Below are 20,766 nucleotides of genomic sequence, written 5' to 3' on the forward strand. Positions count from 1 at the left end.
GGCACCTTCCGCCCTTCGGAGGAGACACTGATGAATCCGCTTCACGCATTGCCGGCGTCCGCGTCGGCAACGGCCCGGCGCACCCGCGTGCGCTGGCTCGTGCTGACCGTGCTGTTCGCGGTCACGACGATCAACTACGCGGATCGCGCGGCGATCGCGATCGCGGGCCCGGCGCTGGCCCGCGCGCTGCACCTGAGCCACGTGCAGATGGGCTTCATCTTCTCGGCGTTCGGCTGGTCGTACGTGATCGCGCAACTGCCGGGCGGCTGGCTGCTCGACCGCTTCGGGTCGCGCATCGTCTATGCGTTCAGCATCTTCTTCTGGTCGCTGTTCACGCTGCTGCAGGGCGGCATCGGCTTCTTCGGCGGGGCGGCCGCGTTCGCGCTGCTGTTCGGATTGCGCTTCCTGGTCGGCGCGGCCGAGGCGCCGTCGTTCCCGGCCAACAGCCGGATCGTGTCCACCTGGTTCCCGGCCGCGGAGCGCGGCACCGCGTCGGCGATCTTCAATGCCGCGCAGTACGCGGCGACCGTCGTGTTCGCGCCGCTGATGGGCTGGCTCGTGCACGCGTACGGCTGGCAGTCGGTGTTCGCGGTGATGGGCGTGCTCGGCTTCGCGTTCGTGCTGGTGTGGAACCGCACGATGTACGACCCGAAGGCGCACCCGCGTATCAACGATGCGGAGCTCGACTACCTCGCCGAAGGCGGCGCGCTCGTCAACATCGACCAGGCGACCGGCGCGCGCGACGGCGGGCCGTCGATGCGTCACGTGAAGGCGCTGCTGAGGAACCGGATGCTCGTCGGCGTGTACGTCGCGCAGTACTGCATCAACGCGCTCACCTACTTCTTCATCACGTGGTTCCCCGTCTATCTCGTGCAGGCGCGCGGGATGTCGATCCTCAACGCGGGGCTCGTCGCGTCGATCCCCGCCGTGTGCGGCTTCCTCGGCGGGATTCTCGGCGGCATCGTGTCCGACGCGCTGCTCAAGCAGGGCCAGTCGTTGTCGGTCGCGCGCAAGGTGCCGATCGTGATCGGCATGCTGCTGTCGATGTCGATGATCGTCTGCAACTACACCGATTCGCACGTGCTGGTCGTGCTGTTCATGGCGCTGTCGTTCTTCGGCAAGGGGCTCGGCGCGCTCGGCTGGGCCGTCAACGCCGACACCGCGCCGCGCCAGATCGCCGGCCTGAGCGGCGCGCTGCTCAACACGTGCGGCAATCTTTCCAGCATCACCACGCCGATCGCGATCGGCTATATCGTCGACCGCAGCGGCTCGTTCAACGGCGCGCTGGTGTACGTCGTCGCGCACGCGCTGGTCGCCGTGATCTGCTACCTGTTCGTCGTCGGCGAGATCCGCCGCGTCGAGCTGAACTGAACGGCGCGGGCCGCGCCGGCGGGTCCGGCGGCCCGTGCATCACCGGAACCAGGAGCGAACCGATGTCCGAATCCCGCCGTGCCGGCACGCCGCGCGTCACGCGCATGCAGGTGATCCCCGTCGCCGGCCGCGACAGCATGCTGCTGAACCTGTGCGGCGCGCACGCGCCGTATTTCACGCGCAACCTCGTGATCCTCGACGACAGCAGCGGCCACACGGGCGTCGGCGAAGTGCCCGGCGGCGAAGGCATCCGCCAGGCGCTCGAGCGGATGACCGGCCTCGTGGTCGGCCAGTCGATCGGGCGTTACCAGGCGACGCTCAACGCGGTGCGCGCGGCGTTGTCCGGCGCCGGTGCGACGGCCGGCCGGACGATCCGGCACGAAGTGACGTCGGCCGGCGAGGCGGCCGTGCTGCGCCAGCCGCACGAGATCAACCTGCGGCTCGACAACGTGATCACCGCGATCGAGGCCGCGCTGCTCGACCTGCTCGGCCAGCATCTCGACGTGCCGGTCGCGGCGCTGCTCGGCGAAGGCCAGCAGCGCGACGCGGTGCCGATGCTCGCGTACCTGTTCTACATCGGCGAGCGGCGCCGCACCGACCTGCCGTATCGCGACGAGACGCACGCCGCCGATCCGTGGTTCCGGCTGCGCAACGAAGCCGCGCTCACGCCGGCCGCGATCGCGCAGCAGGCCGAGGCCGCGGTCGAGCGCTACGGCTTCGCCGATTTCAAGCTGAAGGGCGGCGTGATGGCCGGCGCGGACGAGATGGAAGCGATCGCGGCGATCAAGGCGCGCTTTCCCGACGCGCGCGCGACGCTCGACCCGAACGGCGCGTGGTCGCTCGACGAAGCGGTCGCGCTGTGTCGCGGGCAAGGTCATCTGCTCGCGTACGCGGAGGATCCGTGCGGGCCGGAAGCCGGTTATTCGGGCCGCGAGGTGATGGCCGAGTTCCGGCGCGCGACCGGCATTCCGACCGCGACCAACATGATCGCGACCGACTGGCGGCAGATGGATCATGCGGTGCGGCTGCAGGCGGTCGACATCCCGCTCGCCGATCCGCACTTCTGGACGATGCAGGGCTCGGTGCGGCTCGCGCAGCTGTGCCGCGACTGGGGGCTCACGTGGGGTTCGCACTCGAACAACCACTTCGACGTGTCGCTGGCGATGTTCACGCAAGCGGCCGCGGCGGCGCCCGGCACGATCACCGCGATCGACACGCACTGGATCTGGCAGGAAGGCGACGCGCGGCTCACGCGCGAGCCGCTCGAGATCGTCGGCGGCCAGGTGGCCGTGCCGGAGCGGCCGGGGCTCGGGATCGAGCTCGACATGGCGCAGGTCGAGGCCGCGCATGCGCTGTATCGCGAGGTCGGCGGCACGGCGCGCGACGATGCGATGGCGATGCGGTATCTGGTGCCGGGCTGGACGTACGATCCGAAGCGGCCGAGTTTCGGGCGGGGGTGACGGCGGCGGAGCGGGACACGCGGAAAAACAAAAGGGCCCGGTCTTGCGACCGGGCCCTTCGGAATCCGTTGGTGGAGCGGAGGAGGATCGAACTCCCGACCTTCGCATTGCGAACGCGACGCTCTCCCAGCTGAGCTACCGCCCCAACAGACGACCATCATACACATGCATTTCCGCGCTTGGCAATAGGGGTTCCGTCACCCCGACGCGTCACTTCGACGGCGCGCCGGCCAGCACCCATTCGACCACGGCGCGCAGATCCGCGTCGCTCATGCGCGGGTGTGCCGGCATCGGAATCGCGCCCCACACGCCGGAGCCGCCGTCCTTCACCTTCTTCGACAGCTTCGCGACGGCCTGCGGATCGGACTTGTAGCGCGCGGCGATGTCCTTGAACGACGGACCGACGAGCTTGCGGTCCACTGCGTGGCAGCCCATGCAGGCATTGCCGCGCGCGACCTTCAGGCCGTCGCCGACGTCCGCATGCGCCGTGCCGAGCGCGCCGGCCGCGAGCGCGGCCGCCGCGGCGCCCTGCACCATCCATTGCTTCAACTTCATCTGCGTCGACTTCATTGCGGCGTGGCCTTCGGGTTACCCGGATGCACGCTCGACGAATTCGAGATCGGCGCCGGCGGTTGCAGCGGCGTGGACTGGACCGACGCATCGGGCACGGCACCGACCGTCGCGGCATCCGCGGGCGCGGCGGCGGGCTGCGCGCCGGATGCCCCGCTCGGCGACGCGGCCTGCAATGCCTGCGCGTCCTGCGGCTGGATGTACTGGAACACCTTCACGACCTTCTCGACGCCCGGCACCTGGCTCGCCGCATCCGCGCCGCGATTGCCTTCGTCGACCGTCACGAGACCCAGCAGGTAGATGTTGCCGCGCTCGCTGACGACCTTGTAGTAGTTCGCCGACAGCCCCTTCGTCGCGATGAACTCGGACTTCACGCGTCCTTCGAGATACGAGTCGTTCGCGCGCGACGACAGCGACGATGCCGGCTCGACCGACAGCTCGTTGACGATGCCGTTCACGTTGTTGATGCCGCGCACGATTTCCTCGGCGCGCTGCTTCGATGCGTCGTTCGGCACTTCGCCCGTCAGCAGCACGCGGCGGTTGAACACCGTCACGTTCACGTGCGACTGGTCCGGCAGCCCGTTGTTGATCTGCGTGAGCGACTTGACCTGGATCTCGCGATCCTCGGTCTGCGCGCCGAGCGTGCGGCGATCGGTCGCGATCAGCGCGCCGCCGCCGGCCGCCGCACCCAGCACGCCGAGCACGCAACCCTGCAGCGACATCGCGAGGCCCGCCGTCAGCGCGGCGAGCAACGTGGTTCTGACGAGCGTCTGTTTGACGCGGCTTTGGTTCATCGACGGCTCTCCTTCGTTCAATCCTCACCCAGCAGCATCGCGTCGATGCCGTCGCACAGGCAGTGGATGGTCAGCAGATGGACTTCATGGACGCGCGCCGCGCGCGAGGCGGGCACGCTGATCGGAATATCGGTATCGGACAGCGCGGCCGCGACGGCTTGGCCGTCGCCACCCGTCAGCGCGACGACGGTCATCTCGCGCTCGTGTGCCTCGTCGATCGCGGCCAGCACGCGCGGCGACGCGCCGCTCGCGTCGAGCACCAGCAGGATGTCGCCGGTCTGCCCGAGCACGCGCACCTGTTGCGCGAACAGCTGGTCGACGGCGGATGCCCCCATGAGGCCGCCCTGCGACGCATCGGTGGCCAGCGCGATCGCGGGCAGGCCCGGGCGCTCGCGCTCGAAGCCGCCGACGAGCGACACGGCGAGGTAGTGCGCGGCAGCGGCCGATGGGCCGTCGCCGCACGCGACGATCTTGTTGCCGTTCGCCAGCGCGGCGAACATCGCATCGACCGCGGCTGCGATCGGCAGCGACAGCGCGTCGGCCGCTTCGGCGTGTAGCGCGGCGCTGTCACGGAAATGTTGCTGAATACGTTCGACTGACATCGATTCCTGGTGAACTGGGCGCGTGGGCACACCGCGCGCAACGTCATGGGTGCGGCGAGTTTACCGCACTCCGGCACCCTCTCCGGGGGTATGACGAGAACTCTTTACATCTCGTCACAGCTCGCGGCTACGCATCGTCGGCACGAAATGCATCGCGCAGCCACTCGAGCCGGCCGGCCTCGAACGCGACGACGTCGAAACGGCACGCGGCCCCCGCGCCATGCCGTACCCAGAAATGAAGCGCGGCCGCGACCAGACGCCGCCGCTTGCGCCAGCCGATGCTCGCGGCCGCGCCGCCGTGCCGCGTGCTGCGCCGCGCGCGCACCTCGACGAACACGAGCGTGCCGTCGGGCGTGCGCATCACGAGGTCGAGTTCGCCGCCGCGCATCGTCACGTTCGCCGCGACGAACGCGAGACCGCGGCGCTCCAGGAACTGCCGCGCGCGCTGCTCGAACGTCGCGCCGACCGACCTGGATCGCGTCGTGCCGGAAAAATTGCCGCCGCCGCGCGGCAAACCGCGCTCGCCGCCCGGCGCGGCCGGCGCCGCGTGGCACAATGCCGTCCTTGTTCCGCTTGCGCCGCGATTGCGCGCATTGCCTGCCATGACTGCCCTCCTCGAACTCGCGCAAACACAGCACTACCCGGACGCCGCGCTCTACGTGGTCGCGACGCCGATCGGCAACACCGCCGACATCACGCTGCGCGCGCTGCACGTGCTCGGCCTCGCCGACCGCATCGCGGCCGAAGACACGCGCAACACGGGCCAGCTGCTGGCCCGCTACGGCATCTCGAAGCCGCTCGTCGCCGTGCACGAGCACAACGAACGCGAAGCCGCGCTGCGCGTGATCGAGCTGCTGCGCGCCGGCGAACGCGTCGCGTACGTGTCGGACGCCGGCACGCCCGGCATTTCGGACCCGGGCGCGCGGCTCGTCGACGCCGTGCGCGCGGCCGGCTTCGCGGTGATTCCGCTGCCGGGCGCGAGCGCGGCCGTGACCGCGCTGAGCGTGGCGGGCGACTGGGCCGGCACGTTCACGTTCGCGGGCTTCCTGCCGCCGAAGGCGAAGCAGCGTGCGAGCGCGCTGCAGGCGCTCGTGCAGCACCCGTACGCGCTGGTCTTCTACGAAGCGCCGCACCGGATCGCGGACACCGTCGCCGCCCTCGCCGACGTGTTCGGCCCCGCGCGCCGGCTGCTGATTGCGCGTGAGCTCACCAAGCTACACGAGCAGCTGTTCCAGGGCACCCTGGCCGAAGGACAGAGCTGGCTCGATGGCGATGCGAACCGGCAGCGCGGCGAGTTCGTGCTGGTCGTGGAAGGCGCGCCGGCCGACGGCGGCGAAGCCGACGACACCGCGCACGACGCGCTGCTCAAGCTGCTGCTGGAAGAAGTGCCGGTGAAGAGCGCGGCGAAGCTCGCGGCCGCGCTGACGGGCGCGTCGCGCAACGCGCTGTACGCGCGCGCGCTGGTGCTGAAGGAAGGCTGACGCGCGAGCACGGACGGCCTCTGCCTCCCGGCACGCGGAAATGCAAAAGGGCTGCCCGAAGGCAGCCCTTTTGCGTAGGCGGACGAACCGCCGCGTTACCTCGCCGAGACCGACGCCAACATTTCGTCGCGTGCCTCGCGCGCTTCCTGCGGCGACAGCCCTTCGATCTTCACGCGGCCCGTGCCGGCGTGCACGAGGCCGATCATCCGGGCAGCGGCATACGACAGGTCGAGCACGCGGCCGCGCTTGTACGGACCGCGATCGTTGACCTTCACGACGACCCACTTGCCGGTCGACGCGTTCGTCACCCTGATGTACGACGACAGCGGCAGCGTACGATGCGCGGCGGTCAGCGCGTTCATGTTGAAGCGCTCGCCGTTCGCGGTGCGGCGGCCGTGGAAATCCCGGCCGTACCACGATGCCCGGCCCGTCTGGCGGAAGTCGGACACATCCTTGCCGTCGATCGGCTCGGCGTCCGCCAGCGACGACTTCTTCGCGTCCTTGCTGTCGGCAGCCGGCATCGATGCCAGCGCGGAATCGAAATTCAGTTGCTGCTTGTCGTCATCCGCTTTCGCGGCCGCGGCCGTCTTGTTGGCCGCGTTCTTCTGGTTGTCGCTGCCGGTGGTCTGGCTGGGTGGCACCGCACAGCCCGTCAGCGCAAAAAATAAAGCAATGGTCCCGAATCGAGTCGGAAATCGAAAATTCATCGACGTGTCGCCTTCTGGTTCGGGCCGCACCGATACAACGCTGCTCAACAACGCAGATATGCGGCCCGGACGGCAAATGCGTGCACGCCCCGCTCGGCTACGCGAGCAGGCGGCTAGCATGGGCGCGGCTTTCGTCTCTGCCGCAACCGTCCTGATTAGTTTTCACGTCTGGCGCAACCTGTCCCCGGCAGCCTGACCAGACCCCACATGCCGCCATCGAACATGGCTTTCAGGTTCGCGCGCGTCGCGTACAGCCAACGCACAGGAACGGCGGCACAGGCCTCATCCGGCGGCGCGGCAGCAGGGCCGCAGACGGGCGCGCAGCACCCGGCCGGACAAGACGTGAGCACCGAATGCTCGGTGCTGGATACACCGCCGGACTCCCCGGCGGTCGATGCTTGACGGTGAATCCGACACCCCGTTTAACGGGGTCGAAACACCAGCGAATTGCGTGAAATTCACGCGCAATGGGGCGCATTATACATAAACCAAAAGCCTGTCTCGAAAAGGCCCCCGTCCGGACCATTGATTCTCGCTATGGCTGTAACAATCGGGATGCTCCGGGATTGCCCGCACGAGCGGCGTCCGACACCGCACCGCAGGGCCGGCATGCCGCGCGCGCGACCGGTACAATCGCTCCTTTTACCGCCGCGGTGCCTCCATGAAAGTCACGCTCATTCCGGTCACGCCGTTCCAGCAGAACTGCTCGCTGCTCGTCTGCGAAAAGACCCGCCGCGCCGCCGTCGTCGATCCGGGCGGCGATCTCGAACGGATCGAACAGGAGATCGCGCGGCAGAACGTGCGGGTCGAGAAGGTGCTGCTCACGCACGGCCACGTCGATCACTGCGCGGGCGCGAAGGCACTCGCGACGCACTACGGCGTGCCGATCGTGGGACCGCAGGAAGACGAGCGCTTCTGGATCGAGCAACTGCCGATGCAGAGCCAGCGCTTCGGCTTCCCGGCCGCCGAAACGTTCGAGCCGGACCACTGGCTGAACGACGGCGACACCGTGCAGTTCGGCGACGAGACGCTCGAGGTCTATCACTGCCCCGGCCACACGCCCGGCCACGTCGTGTTCTTCAGCCGCGCGCATCGCGTCGCGATCGTCGGCGACGTGCTGTTCGCCGGCTCGATCGGCCGCACCGATTTCCCGCGCGGCAACCACGCGGACCTCGTGCGCTCGATCAAGGAGAAGCTGTGGCCGCTCGGCGACGACGTCACGTTCGTGCCGGGCCACGGCCCGGTGTCGACCTTCGGCGACGAGCGCCGCACGAATCCGTTCGTGTCCGACAAGGTGTTCGGATGAACCAGACCGCCATCCCCGAAATCTACGTCAGCACCGACGTCGAGGCCGACGGGCCGATTCCCGGCCCGCACTCGATGCTGAGCTTCGCGTCGGCCGCCTATACGGAGGACAAGCAGCTGATCGCGACGTTCTCCGCGAACCTCGAGACGCTGCCCGGCGCGCAGGCCCATCCGGTGCAGGAAGCGTGGTGGAAGACGGAGCCGCAAGCGTGGGCCGCGTGCCGGCGCGACCTGCAGGCGCCGGCGGCCGCGCTCGTCGCGTACGTCGAATGGGTCGAGGCGCTGCCCGGCAAGCCGGTGTTCGTCGCGATGCCGGCCGGCTTCGATTTCACGTTCATGTTCTGGTACATGATGCACTTCGCCGGACGCTGCCCGTTCTCGTGGTCGGCGCTCGACATCAAGACGCTCGCGTTCGCGATGACGGGCCTGCCGTACCGCAAGGCGATCAAGCCGCGCTTTCCGAAGCACTGGTTCGACGATCATCCGCACACGCACGTCGCGCTCGACGACGCGATCGAGCAAGGCGCGCTGTTCTGCAACATGCTCGCCGACCTGCGCCGCCAGCAAGCCGCGCTCGCGGGCCTCGCGGTGGCCGACACCGACCGGTCGGAACAGGCGGGAGCGGGACAAAACCCAACGGATCCGCGGGCAAATTAGCGAATCTCGCTCAACGGCGCGCCGCCAGATTGCCTTTCCTTTCCCGGGCCTCTAACATTCAGCGTGTTGTAGCTGCCGCATGGAGGCGCAGGTGACGCTCGATTCCTTTTCGCAAAAAATCCTTCGCCTGTTGCAGCTCGACGCGCGCCGTTCCGTGCAGGAAATCTCCGACCAGGTCGGCCTGTCGAGTACGCCGTGCTGGCGCCGCATCAAGGACATGGAACAGTCCGGCGTGATCCAGCGCTACACCGCGCTGCTCGATCGCGAGAAGCTCGGCCTGCACGTCTGTGCGCTCGCGCACGTGCACCTGACCCGCCACAACGAAGGCGGCGTCGAACAGTTCGAGCGCGAGATCGCGACCTGCCCGGAAGTCACCGAGTGCTACAGCACGACGGGCGAAGCCGATTACATCCTCAAGATCGTCGCCCCCGACATCAAGGCCTACGACGTCTTCCTGCACGAACGGATCTTCAAGATCCCGGCCGTGTCGCAGGTGCGCACGAGCGTCGTGCTGCGCGAAATCAAGTTCGACACGCAACTGCCGCTGTAACGCGCGGCCCGCGGTCGCGGGCGCCGCTCACGCCTGCGCCGGCAGCCCGCGCGTGAAGCCGATCCGGCGCGCGCCGAACTGGCGCTTCAGCGCGTCGACATCGAGCCGGCCGGCCAGCGCCGCGTCGGTATCGCCCGCGCCGGCGTCGAGCGTCACGTCGATCTCGAGCCCCGTACTCAGGTAGTGCAGGTTGATCGCGGCCGGATGCAGCCCGCGCTGCGCGAGCGCGGCCTCGAGCCGCGCCGCGATCTCGGCGCGCGGCGGCAGCGCGAGCGCCGGACGGCGCGCCACATCGTTCTCGGGGTCGACGTGGATCAGCGCGTCGAGCACGCGCGGGTCGCGCAGCACGCGCGCTCGTGCGGTTTCCGCGATGTAATGCCCTTCGGAGACGGAGATCATCGGATCGACGAGGATGTGCGCGTCGACGAGCGCCGCATCGCCCATCTTGCGCGTGCGCAGGTCGTGCACGTCGCGCACGCCCGGCGTCGCGGCGAGCAGCGCGCGGATCTCGGCCGTGTCGGTGGTGTCGAGTGCGCGATCCGACAGGTCCTGCAGCGCGTCATAGCCGAACGTCCAGCCCATGCGCGCGACCATGAAGCCGACGATCGCGGCGGCGATCGGGTCGAGCAGCCGCACGCCGGCGAGACTGCCGACGATGCCGATCGCGACGACGAGCGACGATGCGGCATCCGAGCGCGCATGCCATGCGTTCGCGACGAGCATCGCCGAACGCACGCGCCGCGCCTCGCGCAGCATGTAGCGGAACAGCGCCTCTTTCGACACGAGCACCGTGAGCGCGACGACCAGCGCGGAAAAATGGACGGCCGGGATGTTTTCGAGATTCACGAGACGGTTGCCGGCGCGCCAGAGCATGCCGATGCCGACCGCGATCAGGATCGCGCCGAGAAACAGCGACGCGACGGTCTCGTAGCGGCTGTGTCCGTAATTGTGATCGGCATCCGGCGATGCGCCACTATGGCGATTCGCAACCAGTACGACAAAATCCGAGATCAAATCGGAAATCGAATGGATACCATCGGCAATCAATGCCTGCGAATGCGCAACCACGCCGACGACGATCTGAAACGTCGCAAGCACCACATTCAGCACGATACTGACGAGGGTGCTCTTGCGCGCGACCGCGTGCTTATCTGCGCTTTGTGCGTCGTCGGAAAACGTGGACATGAAATACGAGATATCGGTTGGGATACGTAATTCTACCAAACGACCCTCGCGGGGCATTCCGATAACCCCAAATTTTCCATTTAAATCAACCGCTTATGCGAACGGGTCGCATTTTCATTCACGCGCCGTTTCTGACATTTTCATGACAGAACGCATACATTCCGATCCCACGATACAAAAAAGCCGCGCTCCTGCACGGATACGCGGCTCTTTTCAGGCAATGATTTAAACGATCGTTTAAATCGAGAACTGTTCGCGGTCCTTGCCGGCGATCCAGCGCGGCGGCTTACCACGGCCCGACCACGTCGCGCCCGTTTCCGGATCGCGGTACTTCGCTGCCACGCCTGCGCGCGGACGACCGACCTTGCCTGCCTTCGCGCGGCTGAGGCCGAGTTCGGCGAGCGAAAAGCCGTAGTCGGCAATTTTCTGCTTCACGTCATTCAGCACTTCGGCGTATTCGCGCGACTTCGCTTCTTCGATTTGCTTCTCCAGCTTCTCCCGCTGGGCCAGCAGGTCCTTGTAAGAAGACATAGTTTCCCTTTCGATATGACCAATGGCGCCGATCTGCTGCCGGCTCACCATTCATGAAATATTTGTGCCTCGGATTTTGAAGGCAGAGATTAGCACAAAAAAGATTTGATAGAAGCAGGATTCACGAAAATCCCGAGACCAATTGTAATTCACGCATGTCATTTTGACCGGCCACGGCCTTTTCTCAAATTTTTACGCGCTTGCATAGAGATTAGGACATTACCGATCCGGAAATAGGTCTATCAACATACGCAATTACCCGCATTCGGAAAAATCAAAGCTTTCATCCGGCGACATGTTTGCGAAAATCGTACGGCGCGTGACGCTAAACAGACAAAGCTGAATCCGCGGCCTCACGTCACATCCCGCGCGCAGGCCATCAACCGCTCGCGCAGCGCGCCGGCATCGCCGGGCACCGGGTCGAACGGCGTGCGCACACGGCGGCCGTCGCAGCGCCAGTCGGCGCCGTGGCGGTCGACGCCGAGCAGGTCGAGCCCGGCGCGGCGCGCAGCGCTCGAGTCGTATGCGTCCCACAGCGCCCGTTCGTCGTCGAACCCGAGCGGCGGCAGCGCATCGAGGCCGGTGCCGTCCACCCAGCCCATCCGGCCGAATCCGCCGATATAGCGCAGCCGCTCGATCTCGAGCGCCCAGAACGTGAAATCGCCGAGCGCGAGATAGCGCGCGGCGTCGGGTTCGTAGCGCAGGTAGCGCGCGGCGACATGCGGCGCGTCGCCGAGCGGCACGAAGCGGCCGAGCAGCGTCGCGCGCTCGGCGTTCAGCACGTCGCCGTCCGGCGCGTCGACGACCAGGAAGCCCGCGCGCGGATCGGCGGCGAGGTTGCGTGTGTGCTCGGCGAGGCCGCTCACGAGAATCACGGGCCGATGATTCGCATCGGGTGCGAACGGCACGACCGTCGGATAGGGAAAGCCTTGCGGGTCGCGCGCGTGGGTCGCGAGCGTGCCGAGCGCGCAGCGATGCAGCAGGTGCAGGGCAAGGACAGGATCGATGTTCACGGTGACTCCTGCGTTCGGAAGGCCTGATGGCAAGGGTGGCGAAGGCGGGCCGCGCCGAAACGCGTCGGGCACGCCGCCTGCGCATCGATGTTACCCGCGGCGGCGGCTTGCCGGGCATCGGCCGGATGGCCGACGCGCCGCGTGAAAGCGAAGTGCGCGCCGATCACGACCGGCGGCACGGCCAGCGCGCCGGCAAGACCGTAAACGGTTCGATAGAATCGGACGAATCCGACGGGCGCGACGCGCCCGCGCATCGTCCATCCAAGAGCGTTCCGTGTCCGAATCCTCCTCCCGATCCTCGTCCGACTTTTCCGCGCCGCCCGACGCGCATCGCGTGCTGGCGTTGCCGGTCCGCCAGCGCGCACGCACGGCCACGATGGCGCTGTTCTTCGTCGCCGGCATGATGTACGCGTCGTGGGGCGTGCACGTGCCGACCGTGCGCGACAAGTTCGCGTTGAGCCCGGGGCTGCTGTCGATCGCGCTGTTCGCGGTCGCGGGCGGCTCGATCGCCGCGATGCTGACGATCGCGCGCTGGATCGCGCGCGTCGGCTCGCGCACCGCGTGCCTTGCGGGCGGGCTCGTGATGTCCGCCTGCGCGGCGCTGATCCTCGTGGTCCCCGATTACTGGATGCTGCTCGTCGTGCTCGCGCTGTTCGGCTTCTCGATGGCGACGCTCGACGTCGCGATGAATGCCGAGGCGAGCGCGGTCGAGATCGCGCTCGGCAAGCCGATCATGTCGTCGCTGCACGGGATGTTCAGCATCGGCGGGATGTCGGGGGCGGCGGCCGGCGGCGCGCTGCTGTCGGCCGGCATGGCGCCGGCCGTGCATCTCGCGCTCGCGGCGGCCGTCAGCGCCGCGGTGCTGCTCGCCGCGAGCCCGTCCGTGCTGCCGCACGTGCCGCATCACGAACACGCGCACGGCGGCGGCAATCGCTGGCGCTCGCCCGCGCTGTGGATGCTCGGCGGCATCGCGCTGATCGCACTGATCGCCGAAGGCGCGATGTACGACTGGGCGACCGTCTACATGCGCGACGTCGTCGCGGCGAGCCCCGCGCTCGCGAGCGCCGCGTATGCGGCGTTCTCCGGCGGGATGGCGCTCGCGCGTTTCGCCGGCGACGCGGTGCGCGCGCGCTTCGGCGCGCCGCAGCTCGTGTTCGCGAGCGCGTCGCTCGCGTGCGCAGGGATGATCGGCGCACTGCTGCTGCCGAACCCGATCGCCGTGCTGACGGGCTTCACGCTGATGGGTCTCGGCCTCGCGAACATGATGCCCGTGCTGTTCGCCGCCGCCGCGCGCGTGAAAGGCATCCACGCGGCCGAAGGCCTCGCGCACGTGGCCGGGCTCGCGTATTTCGGACTGCTGTTCGGTCCGGTCGTGATCGGCGCGGTCGCGCAGACGGCGAACCTGACCATCGGGCTGGCGGTCGTCGCGCTGTGCGCAGCGCTCGTCGCGGCCGTCGCACCGAAGGTCCTCGCACACCTGAAGATCTGACCGCGCGGCGGGCGCGCCAAAAAGAAAGCGCGCCTGCGTTGCCGCAGGCGCGCTTTCACCCCTTCTGTCGACCGCTGTTCAGCTTACATCTTCACTTCGTCGAGCAGCGTCTTCTTGCCGCTCTTGTAGTTGTACAGCGAGATCACGCCGTGCTGCAGGTCGCCCTTCGAGTCGAAGGTCGTCGTGCCGATCACGCCCGAGTAGTTCGTCGCCGGCATCGCAGCGAGAATCTTCGCCGGATCCGTCGAGTTCGAGCGCTTCATCGCATCGACGATGATGTACACGGCGTCGTACGTGAACGGTGCGTAGATCTGGATCGGCTGGCCGAAGCGCTTCTCGTACTTCGCCTTGAACGCCGCGCCGCCCGCCATCTTCTCGAGCGAAGCACCGGCTTCCGAGCACACGACGTTGTCGGTCGCGTCGCCGGCCAGGTCGGCCAGCTTCTCCGTGCACACGCCGTCGCCCGCGAGGATCTTCGCGCGCAGGCCGAGCTGCTTCGCCTGTTTCGCGAACGGGCCGCCGGTGGCGTCCATGCCGCCGTACATGATCGCGTCCGGATTCTCGCCCTTGATCTTGGTCAGAATCGCGCGGAAGTCGACCGCCTTGTCGTTGGTCGCGTCGTGCGACATCACCTTCAGGCCGAGCGCCTTCGCCTTCTTCTCGAATTCGTTCGCGAGACCCTGGCCGTAGGCGGTCGAATCGTCGACCACCGCGACACTCTTGATGCCCTTCGAGTGCGCGTAGTTCGCGAGTGCCGGGCCTTGCTGCGCATCGGTCGCCACCACGCGATACGTGGTCTTGAAGCCTTGCTGCGTGTAAGCCGGGTTGGTCGCCGACGGCGAGATCTGCACGATGCCCGAATCGCTGTAGATCTTCGAGGCCGGGATCGACGTGCCCGAGTTCAGGTGGCCGACCACCGCGACGACCTTGTCGTCGACGAGCTTCTGCGCAACCTGCGTGGCCTGGCGCGGGTCGGCCGCGTCATCCTGCGCGTCGAGTTGCAGCGTGATTTTCTGGCCGCCGATCGTGAGACCCTTGGCGTTGATCTCCTCGACTGCGAGACGTGCACCGTTTTCGTTGTCCTTGCCCAGGTGTGCAATACCGCCCGTCAAGGGCGCGACGTGGCCGATCTTGACGACTTGATCGGCGGCCGCGTTGCTTGCCGCTGCAACGCACAGCATCGCCGCTGCGGTGATAGGCAACAGCTTTTGCATCTTGATATTCATGTAAGTCTCCAGTTTCGGTCCCAATAAACGCCATCGCCCGGTGCCCCGCTGCCATCCCTGTGTTTGCATTCACTGGACGATTCGCCGGTTGCATCGTTCATGCACTTGGCCTCAAGCACGTGGGAAGCAACCGCTTTTAGCAGCCGCCCGCCCGTACTTGCGCGCAAGTGTAGGTGATCAAATTAATTTGTGGGACTTTTTTGGGGTAGTGGTAACACTACCGATACGGGCGCTTTGGAATGACTGCTCGAATGTCGCTGCAAGCCCCGCCGGATAAGGGTTTCCGCTAGTTCCACGCGGCCTGGCGAAAGGTTGATTTAAAGCATTCCCGTGTCATTTCGATTCGGTATTTTGTGCGCGGGATCATTGAATGAAACGCGCGTGACAACGCGCGCGTTTCGTGTGCCGACGCGAGCCGCTCCGGCGGCCGTCGAATCGTTTACGCAGGCACCGCGCGCCATTCGGCGTCGAGCGCGTCGACGAGCTGCGACGTCGTCAGCGCGGCGTCGCGCCGCCTGGCGAGCGGCGCGCCCTGCCCGGCCCACAGCGACAGGTAGTCGCCGTCATTCGCGCGCGCGGCGGCCTGGCGCAGCGGCTGGGTCAGCGCGTTCTGCACCGGATACGGCGCGGCGTCGGCCACGCGCTCGCCGAGCCGCATCATCAGCGCATTGCGCAAGCCACGCGCATGGCGGCCGGTGATCGCCCGCGTGACCTGCGTCGACGTATCGGCGCTCGCGAGCAGCCGCGCCTTCCAGTCCGCCGCGATCGCGCTTTCCGCACACGTCAGGAAGGCGGTGCCGAGCTGCGCGCCCTGCGCGCCGAGCGCAAGCGCGGCGGCGATCCCGCGGCCGTCCATGATGCCGCCCGCGGCGAGCACGGGCAGCCCGGTCGCATCGACGAGCTGCGGCACCAGCGCGAGCGTGCCGATCAGCGCATCGTCGGCCGGGCCGATGAAGGTACCGCGATGGCCGCCGGCTTCGGCGCCCTGCGCGGACAGCGCGTCGGCGCCGGCCGCCCGCCACGCGAGCCCCTCGGCGACGTGCGTCGCGGTGCCGATCACGTAAGTGCCGGCGGCCTTCAGGCGCGCGACGTCGGCCGCGTCGAGCACGCCGAACGTGAAACTCGCGACCGGCACGCGCAGCGCGACGAGCGCGTCGAGCTGCGCGCGGAAGTCGGGTGCGTAACGCGCGGGCGCGCTACCCGGCGGCAGCCCGAGCGTCGCGTTCAACGGATCGATCGCGGCGAGCGCGCGAGCGACGGTCGCCGCGTCGGGCGCGGCGTCGGGCAACACGAACAGGTTCACGGCGAACGGACGCGACGTCGCCGCGCGAATCGCGGCGACTTCGGTCGCGAGACGGTCCGGCTCGAACGCGCCGGCGCCGAGACTGCCGAGCGCGCCGGCGTTGGACGCGGCCGCGACCATCGCGGCCGTGGTCGCGCCGACCATCGGCGCCTGCACGAGCGGCAGGCGCAGGCCGAAGCGTTCGGAAAACGGGGTGGAAAATGTACGGGCTGGCATGGCGAATCCTTCGGGGGCGATGCGCGAAAGCGCTTTGTAAAGGCGACACTTCGACTCTATCGAAGCCGCCCGCCGCCGAAAAATGAATAATCGAGATCGAAACGATCGCTGCGCGAGAAGCGGGTTCGGCACGCGGGTTCGAGCCGCGCATACCCGGCCGGCGCGCCGCTTGCGCGCGCTGCAGCGTCCGGGGATTGGTGGCACACTGGGCCGCCTCCATTTCCATCCGCGGCGCGCATGTCGCGCGCCCGTTCGCCAGGAGTTCAAACGTGACAGCCCAATGGATCGACATCCCGACCGGTAACGACAGCTTCGGCGGCTATCTCGCGCTGCCCAAGCGCGGCAAGGGCCCCGCCGTCATCATCATCCAGGAAATCTTCGGCGTGAACGCGCACATTCGCGCGGTCGCCGACCAGTACGCGGCCGACGGCTTCGTCGCGCTCGCGCCGGACGTGTTCTGGCGCACGCAGCCGCGCGTCGAACTGACCTACGAAGGCGCCGATCGCGACAAGGGCATCGAGCTGATGAAGAAGACCGACGTGGGCCTCGCGGTCGCGGACATCGGCGCGGCCGCCGACGCGTTGCGCGCGCGCCCCGAAGTCGCCGGCAAGGTCGCCGCGATCGGCTACTGCTTCGGCGGCCAGCTCGCGTACCGCGCGGCCGCGGCCGGCAAGGTCGATACGGCGGTCGCCTATTACGGCGGCGGCATCCAGAATGCGCTCGACCTCGCGGGCAAGATCACGCAGCCGATCCTGTTCCACTACGCGGAGAACGACCACGCGATCCCGCTCGCCGCCGTCGAGCAGGTGAAGGCCGCGTTCGCGGGCCGCGACAACGCGTCGTTCCACCTGTACCCGGGCGCCGAACACGGCTTCAACTGCACCGACCGCGCGTCGTACAACCAGCGCGCCGCGGCGCTCGCGCACGGCCGCACGCTGACGTTCCTCGCCGAACACCTGTAAAGGCCGCCGGCGGCGGGTCCGGCGCGCCGGGCCCGCGTTATCCTCCTTTCATCGCCACGAGTCACAACGGGGGTGACCGCGATGCACTCGGACTATCTCGCGCATGACGCGATCGGCCTCGCCACGCTCGTGCGCGAACGCAAGGCGAGCCCGCGCGAACTGCTCGACGCCGCGATCGGCCAGGCCGAAGCGGTGAACGGCGCGATCAACGCGATCGTGCTGCAGGACTACGACGCCGCGCGCAAGCGGGCCGAGCAGGCCGGCGACACCGGCACCGACGCGCCGTTCGCGGGCGTCCCGTATCTCGTCAAGGATCTGGGCGCGGCGGTCGCCGGGCTGCCGCTGTCGATGGGCAGCCGGCACTACCGCTACTTCGCCCCCGCCGACGATTCGCCGCTGATCGCGCGCAGCCGCGCGGCAGGGCTCAACGTATTCGGCAAGACCAACACGTCGGAAATCGGCCAGATGCCGTACACCGAACCCGAGCTGTTCGGCGCGTGCCGCAATCCGTGGGACATCGATCACACGCCCGGCGGCTCGAGCGGCGGCGCGGCCGCGGGCGTCGCGGCCGGCATCGTGCCGCTCGCGCATGCGTCCGACGGCGGCGGCTCGATCCGGATCCCCGCGTCGTGCTGCGGGCTGTTCGGCCTGAAGCCGAGCCGCAATCCGGTGCTGGTCGACCTGCCTTCGAACGGCGAGCTGGTCGTCCAGCATGCGGTGTCGCGCAGCGTGCGCGACAGTGCGCTGCTGCTCGACGTAACGACCGGCCAGACGCTGCCGCCCGGCGCGCCCGGCACCTTTCTGGGCGCGCTCGACGCGCCGCCCGGCCCGCTGCGGATCGGCCTCGTCGTCGACCCGATGCTCGCGCCGGCGCTCGCCGGCGACACGCGCGCGGCGCTCGACGACGCGGCCGCGCTGGTCGAATCGCTCGGCCATCACGTCGAACCGGCGACGCTGCACATCGACTACGCGCGCGCGGCCGAAACCTTTCTCACGCTGTGGGCGACGATCGCCGAAGAGCTGGTGCTGGGTGCGCGCGCGCTGACCGGGCGCACGCCGAAGCGCGCGGAGTTCGAGCCGGCGACGTGGGCGATGGCCGTCGTCGGCAGGCGCGTCGCCCGCGCGCGCCTGCCGGACGTGCTCGAATGGCAACGCCAGCTCACCGTGCAGGTCGCGGGCCTCGTGTCGCGCTACGACGCGATCCTGTGCGCGACGCTCGCGGGGCCGCCGGTCAAGATCGGCGAGCTGCAGCCGACGCCGCTCGAAGCCGCGCAGATGAAGCTGCTCGGCGCGCTGCCGGTGAAGCCGCTGCTGCGCGAGATGCTCGCGAAGGCGTCGGAGAAGGCGTTCGCGTGGGCGGGCTGCACCGAGCTGTTCAACCTGACGGGCCAGCCGGCGATGTCGGTGCCGCTCTGGTGGAACGCGCGCGGGCTGCCGATCGGCGTGCAGTTCGTCGCGCGCCACGCCGACGATGCGTTGCTGCTGAAACTCGCGCGCCAGCTCGAACAGGCGCGGCCGTGGTTCGACCGGCGGCCGCCGCTGATGCAGGCGCAGCGCTGACGCCGGCGCGGCGGGCGGACCGGCCGACCGGCAGCGAAAAAAAAGCCCAGCCGGTTTTGCCGGCGGGGCTTTCGACGCATGCAAGCGCGTGATGACGCTTACATGGAGAGCCGTTCGCAGATCGTCCGCGTCGCGGCCGCCGCGTTCAGCGTATAGAAGTGCAGGCCCGGCACGCCCGCGTCGATCAGGCGCTGGCACAGGCTCGTGACGACGTCCGCGCCGAACGCACGGATCGCGTCGCGATCGTCGCCGAAGCTCTCGAGCCGGCGCGCGACCCAGCGCGGCACTTCCGCGCCGCACATTTCCGAGAAGCGCATCAGCTGCGAGAAGTTCGTGATCGGCATGATGCCCGGCACGATCGGCACGTCCACCCCCAGCTTGCGCGCATCCTCGACGAAGCGGAAATACGCGTCCGCGTTGAAGAAGTATTGCGTGATCGCGGAATTCGCGCCGGCTTTCACCTTGCGCGCGAAGTTCTCGAGATCGGCCTTCGGCGAGCGCGATTGCGGGTGGTATTCCGGATAGCCGGCGACTTCGATGTGGAACCAGTCGCCATGCTCGGCGCGGATGAAGCTGACGAGCTCGGACGCATAACGCAGCTCGCCGACCGCGCCCATCCCCGACGGCAGGTCGCCGCGCAGCGCGACGATATGCCGGATGCCGTGCGAGCGGTACTGGTCGAGGATCGCGCGCAGGTTGTCGCGCGACGAGCCGATGCACGACAGGTGCGGCGCGGCCTCGAGGCCGTCCTTCTGCATGTCGAGCACGGTATCGAGCGTGCCCTGCTGCGTCGAGCCGCCGGCGCCGAACGTCACGGAGACGAATTTCGGCTTCAGCGGCAGCAGCTGCGCACGCGTCGCGCGCAGCTTCTCGACGCCCTCCGCCGTCTTCGGCGGGAAGAATTCAAACGAGAGTTCGATCGGTTTCATGATTCGCAAGAGTGGGCCCGGCCGTCAGCCGATGTCGCGCTGCCCGAAGATCAGCGCGGACAGCAGCCACGACACGATGCTGTACAGGATCGAACCGAAGAACGCCGACCAGAAACCCGACACCTCGAACCCTTTCAGCAGCGACGACGCGAACCAGAAGCACAGCGCGTTCACGACGAGGATGAACACCCCGAGCGTGACGATCGTGACGGGCAGCGTCAGCAGGATCAGCACCGGCCGGATCACCGTGTTGATCAGGCCGAGCACGACCGCGATGATCAGTGCGGTGCCGAAGCTCTTGATGTGGATCGACGGCACGAGGTACGTGATGATCAGCAGCGCGAGGGCGTTGATGACCCAGGTGAGGATGACGCTCATGGAGGGCTCCGGTTCGGTGGTCGATCTGGTCGATCTGGTCGGTCAATGCTCGGTGACCGCCGCCGGCCGCCGCGCGTGCCCGTGCAGCGGCGGACATGACGCGACGGCCGGCGATCCGGCACCGTGCCGCCGTACCGCGCCCGCCCGATGCGGGACGCACGCGGCACGGCGGCGGCGGCGCATCAGTAGCGGTAGTGGTTCGGCTTGAACGGGCCGTCCTTCTGCACGCCGATGTACGCAGCCTGCTCGTCCGACAGCACGGACAGGTTCGCGCCGATGCGCGCGAGGTGCAGGCGCGCGACCTTTTCGTCGAGGTGCTTCGGCAGCACGTACACCTTGTTCTCGTACTCGTTGCCGCGCACGAACAACTCGATCTGCGCGAGCGTCTGGTTCGCGAACGAGTTCGACATCACGAACGACGGGTGGCCGGTCGCGCAGCCGAGGTTCACGAGGCGGCCTTCGGCCAGCAGGATCACA

23 protein-coding genes and 1 tRNA gene are annotated in these 20,766 nt (G+C 68.2%); 9 read left to right on the top strand and 15 right to left on the bottom strand.

Translation table 11 applies throughout. The features are described from left to right. Nucleotides 1-30: 30 nt before the first annotated feature. Both U4012_RS33635 and U4012_RS33640 read left to right on the top strand, forming a co-directional pair. Nucleotides 31-1,371 (top strand): MFS transporter, encoded by a 1,341-nt coding sequence (locus U4012_RS33635; protein ID WP_124489222.1) that lies wholly within the window; start codon nucleotides 31-33, stop codon nucleotides 1,369-1,371. Nucleotides 1,372-1,433: 62 nt separating this feature from the next. Continuing rightward, the gene (locus U4012_RS33640; protein WP_321804058.1) at nucleotides 1,434-2,831 is read left to right on the top strand and encodes an enolase C-terminal domain-like protein; all 1,398 of its coding nucleotides are present in this window, start codon (nucleotides 1,434-1,436) and stop codon (nucleotides 2,829-2,831) included. A gap of 69 nt (nucleotides 2,832-2,900) precedes the next feature. Here the strand turns inward: U4012_RS33640 and U4012_RS33645 are convergent. From U4012_RS33645 to U4012_RS33665, 5 genes are all read right to left on the bottom strand, one after another. Further along, nucleotides 2,901-2,976 (bottom strand) — tRNA-Ala (locus U4012_RS33645). Between the two features lie 65 nt (nucleotides 2,977-3,041). Further along, the gene (locus U4012_RS33650) at nucleotides 3,042-3,401 is read right to left on the bottom strand and encodes a c-type cytochrome (protein ID WP_044846348.1); all 360 of its coding nucleotides are present in this window, start codon (nucleotides 3,399-3,401) and stop codon (nucleotides 3,042-3,044) included. Beyond that, complete coding sequence (locus U4012_RS33655) at nucleotides 3,398-4,195, bottom strand: BON domain-containing protein (protein WP_044846349.1); 798 nt, start codon at nucleotides 4,193-4,195, stop codon at nucleotides 3,398-3,400. The genes U4012_RS33650 and U4012_RS33655 overlap by 4 nt, the downstream gene beginning before the upstream one ends. Nucleotides 4,196-4,212: 17 nt before the next feature. After that, entirely contained in the window at nucleotides 4,213-4,797 is a 585-nt protein-coding gene (locus U4012_RS33660; RefSeq protein ID WP_124520491.1) for an SIS domain-containing protein, read from the bottom strand. A 127-nt stretch (nucleotides 4,798-4,924) separates the two neighbouring features. Continuing rightward, the gene (locus U4012_RS33665; protein WP_124486891.1) at nucleotides 4,925-5,353 is read right to left on the bottom strand and encodes a YraN family protein; all 429 of its coding nucleotides are present in this window, start codon (nucleotides 5,351-5,353) and stop codon (nucleotides 4,925-4,927) included. A gap of 46 nt (nucleotides 5,354-5,399) precedes the next feature. On the opposite strand from U4012_RS33665, the gene rsmI reads away from it, so the two are divergent. Beyond that, nucleotides 5,400-6,278: a 16S rRNA (cytidine(1402)-2'-O)-methyltransferase gene (gene rsmI, locus U4012_RS33670; RefSeq protein WP_044846352.1), complete on the top strand. Its 879-nt coding sequence runs from the start codon at nucleotides 5,400-5,402 to the stop codon at nucleotides 6,276-6,278. A gap of 95 nt (nucleotides 6,279-6,373) precedes the next feature. On the opposite strand, the gene U4012_RS33675 is transcribed toward rsmI, so the two are convergent. Then, nucleotides 6,374-6,985, bottom strand: a complete 612-nt coding sequence (locus U4012_RS33675) for a septal ring lytic transglycosylase RlpA family protein (RefSeq protein WP_044846353.1) — start codon at nucleotides 6,983-6,985, stop codon at nucleotides 6,374-6,376. Nucleotides 6,986-7,646: 661 nt separating this feature from the next. Here U4012_RS33675 and U4012_RS33680 point away from each other — a divergent pair. The 3 genes from U4012_RS33680 to U4012_RS33690 all read left to right on the top strand — a co-directional run bounded on the left by U4012_RS33680 (nucleotide 7,647) and on the right by U4012_RS33690 (nucleotide 9,497). Next, complete coding sequence (locus U4012_RS33680) at nucleotides 7,647-8,291, top strand: MBL fold metallo-hydrolase (RefSeq protein WP_321804063.1); 645 nt, start codon at nucleotides 7,647-7,649, stop codon at nucleotides 8,289-8,291. Continuing rightward, on the top strand, nucleotides 8,288-8,947 hold the full coding sequence (locus tag U4012_RS33685) for an exonuclease (protein WP_044846355.1): 660 nt from the start codon (nucleotides 8,288-8,290) through the stop codon (nucleotides 8,945-8,947). The genes U4012_RS33680 and U4012_RS33685 overlap by 4 nt, the downstream gene beginning before the upstream one ends. Before the next feature lie 79 nt (nucleotides 8,948-9,026). Next, the gene (locus U4012_RS33690) at nucleotides 9,027-9,497 is read left to right on the top strand and encodes an Lrp/AsnC family transcriptional regulator (protein WP_006477376.1); all 471 of its coding nucleotides are present in this window, start codon (nucleotides 9,027-9,029) and stop codon (nucleotides 9,495-9,497) included. Nucleotides 9,498-9,524: 27 nt separating this feature from the next. Here U4012_RS33690 and U4012_RS33695 read toward each other — a convergent pair whose 3' ends face one another. The 4 genes from U4012_RS33695 to U4012_RS33710 all read right to left on the bottom strand — a co-directional run bounded on the left by U4012_RS33695 (nucleotide 9,525) and on the right by U4012_RS33710 (nucleotide 12,480). Then, entirely contained in the window at nucleotides 9,525-10,682 is a 1,158-nt protein-coding gene (locus U4012_RS33695; protein WP_321804066.1) for a cation diffusion facilitator family transporter, read from the bottom strand. Between the two features lie 237 nt (nucleotides 10,683-10,919). Beyond that, a complete protein-coding gene (locus tag U4012_RS33700; protein ID WP_096508184.1) occupies nucleotides 10,920-11,213 on the bottom strand; it encodes an H-NS family nucleoid-associated regulatory protein in 294 nt (97 codons plus the stop codon). 353 nt (nucleotides 11,214-11,566) lie between these two features. After that, nucleotides 11,567-12,226 carry a HugZ family protein gene (locus U4012_RS33705; RefSeq protein WP_321804068.1) on the bottom strand — a complete coding sequence of 220 codons (660 nt, stop codon included), beginning with the start codon at nucleotides 12,224-12,226 and terminating at the stop codon, nucleotides 11,567-11,569. Further along, nucleotides 12,223-12,480, bottom strand: a complete 258-nt coding sequence (locus U4012_RS33710) for a hypothetical protein (RefSeq protein WP_321804070.1) — start codon at nucleotides 12,478-12,480, stop codon at nucleotides 12,223-12,225. The genes U4012_RS33705 and U4012_RS33710 overlap by 4 nt, the downstream gene beginning before the upstream one ends. 20 nt (nucleotides 12,481-12,500) lie before the next feature. Between U4012_RS33710 and U4012_RS33715 the strand changes: the two genes are divergently transcribed. Then, complete coding sequence (locus U4012_RS33715; RefSeq protein ID WP_321804072.1) at nucleotides 12,501-13,715, top strand: MFS transporter; 1,215 nt, start codon at nucleotides 12,501-12,503, stop codon at nucleotides 13,713-13,715. Between the two features lie 83 nt (nucleotides 13,716-13,798). Here the strand turns inward: U4012_RS33715 and U4012_RS33720 are convergent, their stop codons facing one another. After that, nucleotides 13,799-14,941: a branched-chain amino acid ABC transporter substrate-binding protein gene (locus tag U4012_RS33720; RefSeq protein WP_044846361.1), complete on the bottom strand. Its 1,143-nt coding sequence runs from the start codon at nucleotides 14,939-14,941 to the stop codon at nucleotides 13,799-13,801. Between the two features lie 439 nt (nucleotides 14,942-15,380). After that, on the bottom strand, nucleotides 15,381-16,460 hold the full coding sequence (locus tag U4012_RS33725) for an NAD(P)H-dependent flavin oxidoreductase (RefSeq protein ID WP_321804075.1): 1,080 nt from the start codon (nucleotides 16,458-16,460) through the stop codon (nucleotides 15,381-15,383). Nucleotides 16,461-16,729: 269 nt separating this feature from the next. Here U4012_RS33725 and U4012_RS33730 point away from each other — a divergent pair, with 269 nt between their 5' ends. Beyond that, nucleotides 16,730-17,422 carry a dienelactone hydrolase family protein gene (locus U4012_RS33730; RefSeq protein ID WP_321804077.1) on the top strand — a complete coding sequence of 231 codons (693 nt, stop codon included), beginning with the start codon at nucleotides 16,730-16,732 and terminating at the stop codon, nucleotides 17,420-17,422. 81 nt (nucleotides 17,423-17,503) lie between these two features. Next, nucleotides 17,504-18,982: an amidase gene (locus U4012_RS33735; RefSeq protein ID WP_321804087.1), complete on the top strand. Its 1,479-nt coding sequence runs from the start codon at nucleotides 17,504-17,506 to the stop codon at nucleotides 18,980-18,982. Nucleotides 18,983-19,080: 98 nt separating this feature from the next. Here the strand turns inward: U4012_RS33735 and metF are convergent, their stop codons facing one another. The 3 genes from metF to U4012_RS33750 all read right to left on the bottom strand — a co-directional run. After that, the gene (metF, locus tag U4012_RS33740; protein ID WP_044846364.1) at nucleotides 19,081-19,911 is read right to left on the bottom strand and encodes a methylenetetrahydrofolate reductase [NAD(P)H]; all 831 of its coding nucleotides are present in this window, start codon (nucleotides 19,909-19,911) and stop codon (nucleotides 19,081-19,083) included. Between the two features lie 24 nt (nucleotides 19,912-19,935). After that, nucleotides 19,936-20,289, bottom strand: coding sequence for a phage holin family protein (locus tag U4012_RS33745; protein WP_006477367.1), 354 nt, complete (start codon nucleotides 20,287-20,289; stop codon nucleotides 19,936-19,938). Nucleotides 20,290-20,471: 182 nt separating this feature from the next. After that, nucleotides 20,472-20,766 (bottom strand): adenosylhomocysteinase (locus tag U4012_RS33750; protein ID WP_321804079.1); only part of this gene is annotated, 295 nt, incomplete at its 5' end.

Origin of the sequence: Burkholderia sp. BCC1988, assembly GCF_905339895.1 — a bacterium.
In the GTDB taxonomy this organism is placed as follows: Bacteria; Pseudomonadota; Gammaproteobacteria; order Burkholderiales; family Burkholderiaceae; genus Burkholderia.

Bases quoted from the DNA above. Each gene is read 5' to 3' on its own strand.
- U4012_RS33735 (WP_321804087.1), top strand. From the start codon at position 17,504: ATGCACTCGGACTATCTCGCGCATGACGCGATCGGCCTCGCCACGCTC.
- U4012_RS33675 (WP_044846353.1), bottom strand. From the start codon at position 6,985: ATGAATTTTCGATTTCCGACTCGATTCGGGACCATTGCTTTATTTTTT.
- U4012_RS33700 (WP_096508184.1), bottom strand. From the start codon at position 11,213: ATGTCTTCTTACAAGGACCTGCTGGCCCAGCGGGAGAAGCTGGAGAAG.
- U4012_RS33710 (WP_321804070.1), bottom strand. From the start codon at position 12,480: ATGCGCGGGCGCGTCGCGCCCGTCGGATTCGTCCGATTCTATCGAACC.
- U4012_RS33650 (WP_044846348.1), bottom strand. From the start codon at position 3,401: ATGAAGTCGACGCAGATGAAGTTGAAGCAATGGATGGTGCAGGGCGCC.
- U4012_RS33695 (WP_321804066.1), bottom strand. From the start codon at position 10,682: ATGTCCACGTTTTCCGACGACGCACAAAGCGCAGATAAGCACGCGGTC.
- U4012_RS33690 (WP_006477376.1), top strand. From the start codon at position 9,027: ATGGAGGCGCAGGTGACGCTCGATTCCTTTTCGCAAAAAATCCTTCGC.
- U4012_RS33655 (WP_044846349.1), bottom strand. From the start codon at position 4,195: ATGAACCAAAGCCGCGTCAAACAGACGCTCGTCAGAACCACGTTGCTC.
- U4012_RS33635 (WP_124489222.1), top strand. From the start codon at position 31: ATGAATCCGCTTCACGCATTGCCGGCGTCCGCGTCGGCAACGGCCCGG.
- U4012_RS33685 (WP_044846355.1), top strand. From the start codon at position 8,288: ATGAACCAGACCGCCATCCCCGAAATCTACGTCAGCACCGACGTCGAG.
- U4012_RS33640 (WP_321804058.1), top strand. From the start codon at position 1,434: ATGTCCGAATCCCGCCGTGCCGGCACGCCGCGCGTCACGCGCATGCAG.
- U4012_RS33680 (WP_321804063.1), top strand. From the start codon at position 7,647: ATGAAAGTCACGCTCATTCCGGTCACGCCGTTCCAGCAGAACTGCTCG.
- metF (WP_044846364.1), bottom strand. From the start codon at position 19,911: ATGAAACCGATCGAACTCTCGTTTGAATTCTTCCCGCCGAAGACGGCG.
- U4012_RS33660 (WP_124520491.1), bottom strand. From the start codon at position 4,797: ATGTCAGTCGAACGTATTCAGCAACATTTCCGTGACAGCGCCGCGCTA.
- U4012_RS33745 (WP_006477367.1), bottom strand. From the start codon at position 20,289: ATGAGCGTCATCCTCACCTGGGTCATCAACGCCCTCGCGCTGCTGATC.
- rsmI (WP_044846352.1), top strand. From the start codon at position 5,400: ATGACTGCCCTCCTCGAACTCGCGCAAACACAGCACTACCCGGACGCC.
- U4012_RS33720 (WP_044846361.1), bottom strand. From the start codon at position 14,941: ATGAATATCAAGATGCAAAAGCTGTTGCCTATCACCGCAGCGGCGATG.
- U4012_RS33725 (WP_321804075.1), bottom strand. From the start codon at position 16,460: ATGCCAGCCCGTACATTTTCCACCCCGTTTTCCGAACGCTTCGGCCTG.